Origin of the sequence: Streptococcus sp. IsoGale021 (assembly GCF_031142795.1) — a bacterium.
Lineage (GTDB): Bacteria > Bacillota > Bacilli > Lactobacillales > Streptococcaceae > Streptococcus > Streptococcus hominis.
The window spans coordinates 205,384-217,641 of the sequence record NZ_JAKZJH010000002.1; the positions used below are offsets into that span (position 1 = coordinate 205,384).

The 12,258-nt window shown below is 38.0% G+C and carries 13 protein-coding genes; all 13 read right to left on the bottom strand.

What is annotated here, in order from left to right:
* Positions 1-251: 251 nt before the first annotated feature.
* Entirely contained in the window at positions 252-1,577 is a 1,326-nt protein-coding gene (locus tag RG565_RS02640; protein ID WP_247936658.1) for an ISLre2 family transposase, read from the bottom strand.
* Between the two features lie 130 nt (positions 1,578-1,707).
* Positions 1,708-2,079: a hypothetical protein gene (locus RG565_RS02645; protein WP_150889207.1), complete on the bottom strand. Its 372-nt coding sequence runs from the start codon at positions 2,077-2,079 to the stop codon at positions 1,708-1,710.
* Between the two features lie 74 nt (positions 2,080-2,153).
* Positions 2,154-2,738, bottom strand: a complete 585-nt coding sequence (locus tag RG565_RS02650) for a recombinase family protein (RefSeq protein WP_150889205.1) — start codon at positions 2,736-2,738, stop codon at positions 2,154-2,156.
* 105 nt (positions 2,739-2,843) lie between these two features.
* Positions 2,844-4,484 (bottom strand): relaxase/mobilization nuclease domain-containing protein, encoded by a 1,641-nt coding sequence (locus tag RG565_RS02655; RefSeq protein ID WP_247936659.1) that lies wholly within the window; start codon positions 4,482-4,484, stop codon positions 2,844-2,846.
* A complete protein-coding gene (gene mobC, locus RG565_RS02660; RefSeq protein ID WP_247936660.1) occupies positions 4,475-4,867 on the bottom strand; it encodes a plasmid mobilization relaxosome protein MobC in 393 nt (130 codons plus the stop codon). The genes RG565_RS02655 and mobC overlap by 10 nt, the downstream gene beginning before the upstream one ends.
* Positions 4,868-5,067: 200 nt before the next feature.
* Positions 5,068-5,349, bottom strand: a complete 282-nt coding sequence (locus RG565_RS02665; RefSeq protein WP_148131513.1) for a hypothetical protein — start codon at positions 5,347-5,349, stop codon at positions 5,068-5,070.
* A 378-nt stretch (positions 5,350-5,727) separates the two neighbouring features.
* The gene (locus RG565_RS02670) at positions 5,728-7,686 is read right to left on the bottom strand and encodes a DUF6782 family putative metallopeptidase (RefSeq protein WP_247936661.1); all 1,959 of its coding nucleotides are present in this window, start codon (positions 7,684-7,686) and stop codon (positions 5,728-5,730) included.
* Between the two features lie 12 nt (positions 7,687-7,698).
* The gene (locus RG565_RS02675) at positions 7,699-8,031 is read right to left on the bottom strand and encodes a hypothetical protein (RefSeq protein WP_247936662.1); all 333 of its coding nucleotides are present in this window, start codon (positions 8,029-8,031) and stop codon (positions 7,699-7,701) included.
* 36 nt (positions 8,032-8,067) lie between these two features.
* Positions 8,068-8,673 (bottom strand): zeta toxin family protein, encoded by a 606-nt coding sequence (locus tag RG565_RS02680; protein ID WP_247936663.1) that lies wholly within the window; start codon positions 8,671-8,673, stop codon positions 8,068-8,070.
* Between the two features lie 2 nt (positions 8,674-8,675).
* Positions 8,676-8,855, bottom strand: coding sequence for a hypothetical protein (locus tag RG565_RS02685; RefSeq protein WP_084741118.1), 180 nt, complete (start codon positions 8,853-8,855; stop codon positions 8,676-8,678).
* A gap of 44 nt (positions 8,856-8,899) precedes the next feature.
* Entirely contained in the window at positions 8,900-10,702 is a 1,803-nt protein-coding gene (locus tag RG565_RS02690) for a VirD4-like conjugal transfer protein, CD1115 family (RefSeq protein WP_084741121.1), read from the bottom strand.
* A 1-nt stretch (position 10,703) separates the two neighbouring features.
* A complete protein-coding gene (locus RG565_RS02695) occupies positions 10,704-11,222 on the bottom strand; it encodes a hypothetical protein (protein WP_084741124.1) in 519 nt (172 codons plus the stop codon).
* 151 nt (positions 11,223-11,373) lie between these two features.
* Positions 11,374-12,258, bottom strand: a complete 885-nt coding sequence (locus RG565_RS02700; protein WP_247936664.1) for an LPXTG cell wall anchor domain-containing protein — start codon at positions 12,256-12,258, stop codon at positions 11,374-11,376.

The following is a 12,258-nucleotide window of genomic DNA, read 5'->3' on the forward strand; positions in this document are numbered from 1 at the left end:
ACCGAAACGTTTGGACTTTTTTTCCTGTTTCAGTCTTGATTTATTGCTCTTTTGATGTTACAATATTTCTAAACTGATTAACAAGCCCTACTTGTTTAATCGGTGGGCGTTTGAGTGTTGTCGCACTCAGCGCCTTTTCTTCGTGTTTTTCTATAGCTGTATTATACCATATCCTACAAATAATGCAAGCATTTCATGTTAAAATTGTACACAAAAGCGCTAAATCTTAAGGGATTTAGTGTTTTTATAATCTACTTCTTATACAAATAACTCTTAATTCTTCGAGAAGGACGAACATCCGGCAAAGCATGATGGGCTTTTCTAAAAGTGGTAAGACGCTCTCTTTGTGTGTCATCTATCTCTTGTATTTTCTCGTACTCCGTCCGCCAATTGCCAAAGAAGAGATCTCTTAGCTCGCCAGTATGGTTCAAAAGAATCGTACGACTCATTGTATCTGCTCCCTTTTTACTCCAATACATCCCTCTATTCTTCATTCGATAGGCAATTTTACGGTGTTGACTTTCCATAATCCCAATACCCCTGGAACTCAATCCCATCTGTTCAGGTGTAACCGTGTACTGAAAATTTCTAAGCAGCTGCCTCTTGAAACGACCAAAGGTCTCAAATTTGTTATCCGAATCAATCAAAGATTCTGCAGTATCTAAAACAGTCTTTAGCCTACTTTTATCTCGTTTCTTAATAGCCTTAAAAGCCTCTTCTGTCAATTCTGCTGATAAAGGAGTTAAGTTGATTTTCAAAGCCTGATGCACATGAAAAGCATCCCAAAAATGAAAATGAGCTTTGGGTTTAAAAGCACTTGCTAGGTCTTGAAAAATATGTGGTGAATAACCATGACCGCCATCTGAATTGGTGATAATGAGTGTTTTAGGTGTAATCTCAAAGTGATTATAGATTAAGTCAATGAGTTTGTCTTTCGCCTTATAGTATTGTGTCGAAACCACTTCCATCTTATTTTTTAAAACATTCCTTTTTCCTCTCTTGCTACCAGTATGAACGACAAAATGACTTAATTCAACGGACTTGGTCTCCGTTTCAGGATGAGATTGTTTCACCCAAACACCATCTCCTTCTACGTATAGAATCTCTGGTTTGATTCTCTTTTTCTCTTCAGGAACTGCTAATACTCGGTACTCGTCCCGCTCTTTCAGGAGACCCCCTGCTGTCTCTAGCGCTCGTTGAACGCTATTTTTTGTGATATAAATATTCTTCAGCAATTCCATCACCGATACCACTTTACGATATGGCATAAAGTTAGAGAGTGTGGTTAGCTGATAAAGGAGTTCTTGTGAGAACCTGGCACGTGGTTTAAGTCCTAACTTTTCATCAACAGGTATCCTGACAACATCCCCTTTCTTCCACCTACTCCGTGAAAAAGTCATCTCCCCAAAAGAAAAGATAACAGTCCGTTCTTTCTGATTGATTCTCTTGAAGCCCTGAGTTCTCATGATCGGGGCGATATAGCTCTCATATTTTTCAATCATTTTGAGGAACGTTTGGCGATTGTTCTCTTGTAAAGCAGTAAAAAAATCTCTTTCGTCTAAGACTGCTAAATCCATCTACTCACCTCTTCTACTAGAATAAAAATATATTATACCGCAAATCAAGGCAAAGAAAAAAGCCTTCCCTTTCAGAAAAGCTATAAACAGTTTATATACAGTATAGAAAATTTATATAAAGAGTATAGAATCAATCTTTATCATTAGTTTTCCAAAATTCCCACCAATGTTTCTTTCTTGTGTCTTGTTCTATAAGTAAGGTATCTTTGTTATAGATGATTTTATGTAATTGATCTATTTGTATATCCTTTTGGGCTAGCTGCCCTTGCAATACTTCACATAACTCTTTGTATAGAAGATTTTCTTTACTATTATCTAGATTATTTTCTGTATTTTCTATACTATTTTCTTTACGTTCTATATCTTCATTATCTGTATAGAATTGTTCTTTATTGAGTATAGAATTGATAACTAATTGTGTTATGCTCACTCCTTTCTCTTTTGCAATTCTGCTAATTTCTTCCTTCTGCTCGTCTGTCAATTTGATATTGATCTGTGCCATGGTCTATTTCCTTTCCATGTATAATAGATTCATTTTCATTATAAACTTTTTTTAATGACTGTCTGGTTTTCTAATTATCGCTTGACATTCCACTTCTCACGATAGCGCCTAAAGGTGCGTTCGTTAATCCCTGTAAGACCTGACACATCTTTATCCGACATTCCTGATAAGTACAGTTCAAAGGCGTGTTGTAAACGGCTATCATCTTTAGCAAAGAGAGATTTACGCCCTCGATATTTACCTTGATTTTTGGCAATGACAATTCCCTGTGCTTGACGCTCCTTTATCCGTTCTCTTTCAGCTTGTGCCTGGTATTTGTAGAGTTCTAAAATCAAGTTATTCAATAGCCGTCTCAAGTTATCATCTTCAATCCCTCGAAGGGTTGGGAGGTTGAGAACTTCCAAAGTTGCCCCTTTGATCTGAATTTCATTCATGACCTCAGTCAGCTCCTTATTATTCCTTCCTAGCCGTTCCAGCTCAGTCACGACCACTATATCCCCTTCTCGGATATACTCCAGCATAACTTGTAATTGTGGACGGTCTTTGCTTGCTCCACTGATAGCCTCCTGAAACAGTTTATCCACATGCTTCAGTTGCTCCAGCTGCCTAGCCAGGTTTTGGCCTGAAGCGCTGATTCTAGCATAGCCAATTTTAGCCATTTTCTACCTCCTTATTTTGCCGAACTCTATTGTCCGCCTTACAAATCCACTAAAATCAATAAGACACAAGCAGGACAATAGAGTATACCCTACTGACCTATTTTTTTATATTGTCTTGTGTTGGTTTTTCTCTTCATTTCTTTCACGCTGTTCCACTCTCTCCTTGATTTCCTTATAGTCTGTATAGTTCTTAATCACTAGGTCAAGATGTTCACGTAGTGCTTCTCTTTCCACCTGAATTTCTTGTAACTCTTTATTCAAGATCTTCGGATTAGTGGTCTTATCAATCTTGAATTGTTCCAGAATTTTCTCAGCGGTAACACCTTCTGGCTTTCTTTCCTGATAAACTATTAGAGCTGAAATAATTCTGTTCACATTACCAATTCGTTGATCTAAATTATTCAATTCTTCTTGCGTCTCTTTGAGCTGTTGGTCAAATCTGGCTTGAAGTGCCTGAAACTGATCGCCATTTGTCACATTGTTGGCTGCTAAAAAGTTAAACTCTTTAACAAGCATTTCCATACGAGAAATATTTGGATTTTTGCGCATAATCATCTCGCCGCTATCCTTAGATAGCTGTTTAATAACTGTTGAACCTCTCATAAAACGGTTATCTTGTGATTGGTCAGGATTGATAAAATAGAAAAAATCTTTTTGCTTCAAGTAAATTTCATAGGAACCATTTTCCAACTTATCTACCTGACGAGCGGGTATTAAGATAGTACCCGTTTGATTCACTCCAAATTCCATTTCAAGGTAAATTCCACGTGACGTTTCTTGTTTTACCTGCCAATCTTCCACTTCCAATTTTATTTCAAAGTCAGATGACCGCTCCTGTTCTTCTTTCTGATAACGATTTTTAATTTCTAATAAATCAAAGGTTACTTGATTCTGATCTAAACGTTTAAGAATATTCTCTAAACTATATTTGCGACGTTTAGACAAAATATCATCACGTGTGTTCCGCTCTTGGAGTTTTCCATCAAGCGGAACGGTTAGACGATATTTAACAAACTTTCCAGAATAATCAACATTAAGATCAAGTGCTTTTGCTTTAGCTTTAAAATCCTCCAGACTGGTAGAATGCTTCAGCAAAAATTCCAAACGATTCTTAATCTCCACTTTGAAAGTGTTGGCTTGTTGCCAAGCTGTATATTTCTTGTGTGAATTTTTCATGTTGGACTGGATAATCTTAGCACCGTACAAGTCTGATATTTTATCTGAAATTTCTTTCAAGTTGTTTCGTGTCCTTTTTTGCCAGCGAAATTTCTTTAGAGTCACCTCATTAGTCGTGTTAAAAATAATGTGGTTGTGTAGATGTCCTCTATCCATGTGAGTAGCCACCACAAATTGATAATCACCACCTGTAAATTCTAAAGCTGTCTTACGTCCGATTTCATGAACTTGCTCTGGTGTTAAATTGTCCTCTGGCGAAAACGACTGAATGAGATGATGGGCCAATACTCTTTTTTCATTGTGTAAGTCGGACAATTCCTTATTTTCAGATTGTAACTCTGCCAAGTATTTAGTCATTACAAACTCATCAAAAGCATTTGTCGGTGTTATGATGTTGTGACCTGATACCAATTGCAAACTAACACTTTCTTCTTCTAAGCGAATATCAAACTCTCCAACTGAAGTAGACTTATCAATCATCCTAAGTGTTTTGGTCTCTTGAGTGATATAATCAAGGGCTCTTTTTAGTCGGTCAAGCTTTTTAATTTGTGCGACTTTAATCACAACCATGTTTCTATTTTCTCCTTATCTTTATCCTTATTTTCTTTTTCCAGCCCTTTAATTTCTTTTAGTTTTGAGGATAATAATTGAGTGATCCCTTTCAGTTCAAGTTTAATAGCTTCTAGCTCTTCTAAAGAAATTGTTTCAGTAATATTAACATACTTAGTAATCTGGTTGATATTCACCCCAATTCGATTGATTTCTTGTTTGATTCCAACTAATTCTGACAAATCAACTTTGACAACTGCTCCAAGCAACATCATTTTTCGAGCATAGGTAGAGAAATTTTTAACGCCTGCGTTTGTCATTTTCCGTTTGATATATTTTTCTTCATCTGCATTTAACCAGACTTTTTTCTGAATCGGTCTGTGTCTATTTACATGTTCAACCATTAACGTATTCCTTCTTGATTAAAATTTGAGTTGTGTACCTACAGATCTCATTTACTTTTCATCTGGCAAGCGTAGCAAGTGGGTACCCACTTGCGATAGTTGACAAAAACTAAACAGCCACTTCCTGCAAGAAACAGCTGTTGTTTTGTGTCAAGTTTTGGGGAAATCCCCAAGCCCCTTTTTGCCGCTTCGCTCTTTGGTTAGAAGATGACTTCCTCTGTTGGTTCCCAACCGAGAATCTCTTCTCTTTCCTGTTCATAAGCTTCATCTGTCAGGTGAGAAAGTTCATCATAGGCTCTTTGATAATCTTCAAAAATATCCAGTTCGAGTTCTTCTATATCTACCATATCTCGGTTAATGACTGCCATCATTTTTTTACGGCTGGCATTTTTAAGCTGGTTATTTTCTTTACAGTTGCTTACCTCAAAACTATCAAAAAGGTAAGTCAGCAAAATTCCCTGTGTTGTTTCCGTCATCATCATTTCCTCCGTATTCTATCTGTCCTAATGCTAGTTTACGAGAACCCCGACTGGACACTAAATCGAGATTCCCTTTGCTTTTTTTGGCTCTTTGTTTTTTTCTTGAATAGATTGTTTTTCTTTGAAACGATTGAGCTTTTCATGAAAAACACTCTCTTTCGTTTTGTCTTTTGTCAAATTTAATGTTTTGATTTTTTCAAGTTTTAAATCCACTTTTTTAATCAGTTGACTGGCTTCTTTTTGGACGATTGAAAGCTGTGCCTCAAGGTCGGTTAAACTCTCTTTGTCTTTAGCCCAATTAGCTAAGTAAGCGAAAGAGTATTCACTGGTATCAATACCGTAATGATTTGAAACGACAAAAGCGACAGACTCAGCTTGAAGCTATTTCGTGCTTCGTGTGAGTTTCTCACCTGCTTCCGCCACTATCTTATTATTGTGCAATTCAGAATGTGCCATTTCATGAATTATGGTTTTAATCGTCTGTGCTTTTGTCATACCTCGCTTGATAGCAATTTCATTGGTTTCACGGTTATAAAAACCTCTGGCTCCTGAATCAATCTCTTGGAAGTGCATAGCCACTTTGTTATCATCAGAAACACTTTTAAGCGCACGATAAAGTGTTTCATAATCAAAGATTTTACCTTCGTCTGTGAGTTCGTAAACAGCTTGCGGAATCTCCTTTCCTTGGGTTTGACTGACATCAAAGACAGGTACTAATTTAAAACCAATTCCTTTCTCAATCTCCCCATTTTCATTGACCTTGTATTGACCGTTATTATCCCTTAGTTTAAATTCATAAGGGGCAAAAATCCAAAGAGCTTTTTGACCTTTTTTTACACTGCGCTCAAAGTCGGACTGCCACTTTTTAAAAGAAGCAACCATAGAAACTTCTGAATTTTGGCTTAATAACAACATCACATTATTAGCTGAATATGAGGGAAGTTTACTAATTGCTTCCAGATAATTTTTGTATTGATCGGAATTAAAGTAATCTTTAATTCCCTCTTTCATAATTTTAGAAAGTCCTTTAGTATCTTTTGCCTGAATCAACTCAGAAAGAGTTGGCAACTGTGTTAGCTGGTCAGTGGTCAATTCCTTAGAAAGAGGGTTAGGTTCAAGTGGGTTCGTCCCCATCGCAACTTCTTGAGAGTCTGTCAAACCATCTCCATCCGTATCTGAGTTATAGGGATTTGTACCAATTGACTTTTCAAGTTCATCAGTTAGACCATCTCCATCAGAATCTCTAGTACGTTCAAGATTCCTTTCTTCCTGAAGTTTCTCCTGTTTCTTCTGAATTACTTCAGAGGTTTTTTCTCCTGGCATCTTTTTTTCTCCTGCTTTTTCTTTCTGTAAATACTCGTTCCAGTCCATTTTCTTTACTCCATCACTTTTTGGGGCAAGATCGATTTGAAAAGGAATGTTATCTTCTTTCAGTTTTTCAATAAACTTCAGCGCTTCTTTATCATTATCAACCGCTATTGTGATTAAGTCATCTGTAATAAGTTTTGTTGTCTTATTTAAGCTATCTAATGCCTTCAAAATAGACGTATAAGAGTTTGCTTGGGAAAACTTACCATCCGTCAATAAATCTGCTGTATAGCGACTGATTACCCCCTTTTTCAAGCCATCCATAGAAACTAATCGGACATCTTGTAAGGTGTCTTTTTTCAATTCATAATAACTCATCAAATCGATAGGTGCTTCAAAAAATACCAGTCGTTTTGGAGTTCCTACATCGAAAGAAAAACCAGCTAACCCGTCTGAATGGTTCATAATTTGTTTCAGACGGCCACGCTTTGGATATTGAACTTTATTTTCTACAATTCCCTGCAGGCTAGCTCCTTGAATTTTCCCATCTAGTCCACGGTATTTAAAAACGATTATAGGCTCAAAATAGTCCCCTTTCTTCCGAGTGGCTTCTGCTAAGTTTCCACCTGCTAAGAAAGTGTTAATTGTGTCATCTGTTAATCCTCTTTCTTCTTTGAGATAGTTTCTACCGAGTTCAAAATCAGGGTGTTCATAGGGTTGAAGAACATAACTAAATGGTTCTTGTTTGACTGGTTCTATCATTTCATTTTCTACTTGAGAAAATGTTCCTTCCTGAAGGAAACGAACGGCTTCTTTAAAAGATACATCCTTAACAGATTGAACCAGTTGAATAACATCTCCACCAACATCACGACTGAACCAATGGAAACGGTTTGTATTAGCAAGGATTTTCAAAGAATCGTGTTCAGTCCAATAATAGGTGTGACCAGACTGGCGTTTAAGTTCCATTCCCAAAGATTCAGCTACATCAATCATGGAAAGTTGTTTCAATTCATCAATATTTACTGCCATAAGGTTATCCCCCTAGTTAAAGTAAGCCTCTGGTTTTTCCTGCAACAGATGGAAAAGTTCAGGAGTCAGCGCTAAAGATTCTGCTCGAATAGATGGCTTATGACGTCGATAGGCAAATAGATACCCTCTTAGAGATTTAAAATCAGGATAAGTCAGCTCTTTCATCACTTCCACTGCTAACTGAGTTCTAATCTCTGCAGATGAGGTTTCTTCTGTAATGGTTTTAGTAAGTACCAATTTCTTAATAGCATCTGCTAAGACATGAATTGGATAGAGGGCTTCTATCCCCTCAAAACAGCCGATTCCATAAAGATCTGGAGTTAATAAGGTTATTTCTGTCATCATACTTTTTCTCCTCAATAAGAAAAGCGCTTGTAAATCTTACAAGTGCTTTGATTGTGTATTATCTTTATGTTGGTTTTGATTTTTAGTTGGTTGCGTTTGTGTTTTACGAATATCATAGAGAATGTGATTCCCTCGACGTTCATAAGTTTGGGTGAAGGCTTTAGAGTTATCAAACATCAAGACATTGTCCGCAGCCTCAGCAATCACCTTGAGATTCTCTTTTGAGCGGTCATAACGCTTACGAATGAGGTCTTCATCAACGCCGTGACCTCCCTTTTTAACTCTATCTGCCACCCGATCAATAGCTGTTTCTGGACTATCTAAAGTAACATATAAAACAGTGACTTCGTATCCTTTGGCATGTGCCTTATCTATCAAGTTTAAGAAAGGCTTGCCTGTCCCTGCTAGAGTGGTTTCTTGATGAATAGATTCACCTTTTTCAAGAGCCTGTTTCAAATCTTTAAGAACTGCCCTCATTGCTTTCACATTATCTGCAGGGCTACGCCAGTCACCTCCGTTTGCTTTGAGCCATTCGTCCGCATTGATTCGCCTTGTTCCTTCAAAAAGCCAGGGCTGCGAGCTGTAAAGTGTACTTTTGCCAGCGCCGTTGACGCCAGCTACAATAATATAGCGTGGTCTCATACCTATCTCACAAAATCAGGGCGGGCAATCACTTCACGTTGATGAGCTTGCATACTGTAGTCATACATAGCCTTATAGAAGGCTTGTTTTTCTGGGTCTGTCTCCTGGATAAACAACTGATACAAGTCAGCCGTTTCAAGGTCTCTCACCATTTCAAAAAATTGATTCAGTTCATTTGCCATGAAGCAATACCTCACTTTCTTTTAGATAAGTCTATTATACCACATTAAGCCGCATTCTCCTCAATCTGAAGGTCAACAAATTCTGTCTGATCCACATTTTCATACCAATCATCTGTCCCATCCATACGGCGCTCATAGGTGTACCAGTTGTCGTCTTGAGGACTATTCGATAAGAGTTGAGCGTTTTTATGATCTTTAACGTAGAACTTCTTATCTTTCAAAACGTTTTGCTTGGATAGAAACAGTAAGGCTTCATCCACACCAATGCGAGCTACCTCATCAGGGGTCATAAGTTCACGTTGTTGAGTTTGTTCGCTAAAGGAACTGGAGCGATTTCTTCCTCGTGATTCAGAATATTGTTTCTGATTGATCGTCTGTTTTCCTGCACGCGTTGAATAGTAATTCATGGTATCCTTATCATTTGTTCCCAAGAACAGGTGACAAGCACAGTTATTAAAAATAGTTTCCCAATCCTTATTATAAAGCGATTTAAGCTGATTGATTGCTTGAATAATAATTTTGATTGAAATTTCACGGCTACGAACTGACGCCAAAACTTCGTTAAAGTTAGGAATTTTCCCGATATTCGCAAACTCATCAATAATGACTTGCACGTGCAAAAGGTCAGTTGCAGATAAACCTGGACGTTCCCCTTGAAGAATAGCGTCCGCACCGTGGGTCAATTCTTCAAAGATTGTCGCAAATAAAAGGGAAGCCAAGAAGTTAAAGGACTTATTAGTTTCAGGAATGGCAATAAAGACCGCCGTCTTTTCAATATTCCAGCGGTCAATATCCATAGTGTCTTCTGCAATCATTTTAGCCACGTCCGCATGGTCAAAAATAGAATAACGAGTCGCCACCTGAGTAGTAACCCCCATACGTGTCTCTGCTTCAAAGTTAGAGTTAAATAACGCCCATTGCTTGTACGCATAGTTGCCTGGTAAACGCTCCTCTAATTCTTCAAACATTTGTTCAACAGGGCTAGGCTGCTCTTCGTCTGTTCGTCTAATATTTCTCATCATATCCGCTACCATAGACAGATTAGGGGTATAATCATCTAGTTGACTATCAAAATACAGATAACCAATCAAAGCACGAGTCAATAAGAGTTCAGCAGTCAACCAAAAGTTTTCTCCTTGATTATCTGTTTTCTTTGTCCCGTCAACAATGGCTTCAGTCACACGATCAATATCTAACTCCGATTTCATGTAGTTAAAGATGTTAAAGGTATTGGAATTAGCCAAGTGAACTAGGTCAAAAACTTTAATTTTATAACCATTTTTAGCTAACAGACTTCCGACTTCATGAACCAGCAAGCCTTTGGGATCTGTAACAATATAACTACCGTTCATCTGCATAAGATTAGGTTTCACATAATTTTGTGTTTTCCCGTCTCCAGGAAGCCCCACAACCAGCGTATTTTTGTTCAGTTGTTTATCATATGGTAAAAGTTTATTAAATAGGCCAATAAACCCATTCTTTGTAAGAATCATATTGTTCTCAAAGACTTTATCTCTGAATGTAGCAATCTCTTTTACCGTCGCAAACCGAGCTGATCCTCTTTCTTCTCCGTGGCGATACACCCCATTATCACCCACTCGTAGGTAGATGAAAAAAGGAAGTACAAAACCAAGCGCCCCACCAATAAGTGAGAATTGATTAAACTGAAGGTCTAGCCAATTTTTGGTCTCCAGATTATTGATAACCCATGCATATTTAGAAAACGGATTGAGGGGGTCGGTTACTCCTGGAGCTGACTGATAAAGTTTGACCAGCCAATGAAAACCATAAAAGAAGAACAAGCCTAAAATGATATAAGGTAATAAATGCTTTCTTTTCCGTGGCATCTCATTTCACACTTCCTTTCTTTTTACCTTTTCCTTTAAGTGGTGTTCCAATACCTCCATATTTGACGTGTTCTTTAAAGTACGCTATTTTTTCTGCAACTGTCCGAGTAGGAAATTTTTTCCCTAACTTTTCAGCAGCCTTTTGTGGATTTGAAGTCAATTCTTTGATTACTTTGTCTACTGTTCCTTCAACCAAAATCTTATTTTTAACGTCAAATAATAAGGTTGTCGTCCCTTTTTCTGCCCCTGCTTTGGTAGTAAATCCAATGCCCTTTTCATTAAGATATTCTTTCAGTTTTCCTATGTGAATATCTTTATTTTCCAGTATCAGCATATCTTTATTAGTGTTAGTCGCCATGAATTGATTATAGTTCGTCTCACCAATAAAATTCTGATTATTTTTGTTGTACTCATGTTTTTCATGAGCATATTGAATTATAGACCAAAGGGCTTTTAAAATAGTTTCTCCTGTCACTTTAGAAGCATTAGACAGTTGAAAAACTACTCTGTCCTGTTCCATTTAGTCTCCTTTCCATAAATTAGTCTCATTCATTTAAAAAGCAGCTCTTCTTGTAAATGTTCTGTTACTGTTAGAGAAATTGCTTTTGGCTTTAGCTGATTAAATTCCTTTTCGGTAAGCCCCTTTAAATCTGGCATTTCTACTCCTCCTTTTAAGCCTCATCTGCACCGTTCTTTTTGCGAAGCAGCCAAGCGCCAATCAGAAGAACAAATCCGCTGAAACTGGTCAATAACCCTAACTCATCCCCTGTTGATGGAAGGGTCTTCATTTCCCCTGAAGCAGTCTGAACAGAGATTGTTTTATCTGCATTAACTGTCCCTCCAACTTCTTCTGGACTGACTGTAGCTCTGGAACCGTCCGCATAAGCTACAACTACCTGGCTATTCACGGTTGAGACAATTTGATAACCAGTATTAGTGTAAACTGGAGCAGCTGGAGTCACGTTCTGAACAATTTGACCTGTCACTTGTGAAGTTGTACCAACTTGACTAGCCCCTGCATTGACAGCTGTTTGGGCAGATACGTTAGGGTTATTAGTCGGTACATCTACACTTGGGGTTAAGGTTGTTTTTCCGCCATCAACCGTTGGAACAGTCACTGTCTTATTATCTGTAGTTGTTGGTTCCTGCTTATCTGTCGTATCGGTTTGGCTTGGTTGGCTTGGCTGGTCAGATGGTTTTGGTGTGGTATCTTCAGATGGAGATGGTGCTGGGTCTTGCTTATCTGTGCTAGGTTCTACAGTTGAAGAAGAATCCTTTGGTAATACCGCATCATCTTTACTTGGTTCTGTAGTACTTGGAGTTGTTGGGTCTGTACTAGCCGACGTATCAGGTATAGAGGGTGTTGCTGTATTGTCAACGGGTGGGATGGTAGGTGTAGGGTTAGTCTCTGAAGGAGTTGATGAAGGTTGTGTAGGTGTGACAACAACACTGGCTGTTGAATCAACGGGAACTGTACTTTCATCCGCAAAGGCAACTGCCTGACTAAGAACCAAGCTAGATAGTGTAACAAGTGCAATAAATGATGTTTTCTTCAT

Bases quoted from the DNA above. Each gene is read 5' to 3' on its own strand.
- RG565_RS02700 (WP_247936664.1), bottom strand. From the start codon at position 12,258: ATGAAGAAAACATCATTTATTGCACTTGTTACACTATCTAGCTTGGTT.
- mobC (WP_247936660.1), bottom strand. From the start codon at position 4,867: ATGGTTGAACATGTAAATAGACACAGACCGATTCAGAAAAAAGTCTGG.
- RG565_RS02655 (WP_247936659.1), bottom strand. From the start codon at position 4,484: ATGGTTGTGATTAAAGTCGCACAAATTAAAAAGCTTGACCGACTAAAA.
- RG565_RS02690 (WP_084741121.1), bottom strand. From the start codon at position 10,702: ATGCCACGGAAAAGAAAGCATTTATTACCTTATATCATTTTAGGCTTG.
- RG565_RS02680 (WP_247936663.1), bottom strand. From the start codon at position 8,673: ATGAGACCACGCTATATTATTGTAGCTGGCGTCAACGGCGCTGGCAAA.
- RG565_RS02640 (WP_247936658.1), bottom strand. From the start codon at position 1,577: ATGGATTTAGCAGTCTTAGACGAAAGAGATTTTTTTACTGCTTTACAA.
- RG565_RS02675 (WP_247936662.1), bottom strand. From the start codon at position 8,031: ATGATGACAGAAATAACCTTATTAACTCCAGATCTTTATGGAATCGGC.
- RG565_RS02650 (WP_150889205.1), bottom strand. From the start codon at position 2,738: ATGGCTAAAATTGGCTATGCTAGAATCAGCGCTTCAGGCCAAAACCTG.
- RG565_RS02670 (WP_247936661.1), bottom strand. From the start codon at position 7,686: ATGGCAGTAAATATTGATGAATTGAAACAACTTTCCATGATTGATGTA.
- RG565_RS02645 (WP_150889207.1), bottom strand. From the start codon at position 2,079: ATGGCACAGATCAATATCAAATTGACAGACGAGCAGAAGGAAGAAATT.
- RG565_RS02685 (WP_084741118.1), bottom strand. From the start codon at position 8,855: ATGGCAAATGAACTGAATCAATTTTTTGAAATGGTGAGAGACCTTGAA.
- RG565_RS02665 (WP_148131513.1), bottom strand. From the start codon at position 5,349: ATGATGATGACGGAAACAACACAGGGAATTTTGCTGACTTACCTTTTT.
- RG565_RS02695 (WP_084741124.1), bottom strand. From the start codon at position 11,222: ATGGAACAGGACAGAGTAGTTTTTCAACTGTCTAATGCTTCTAAAGTG.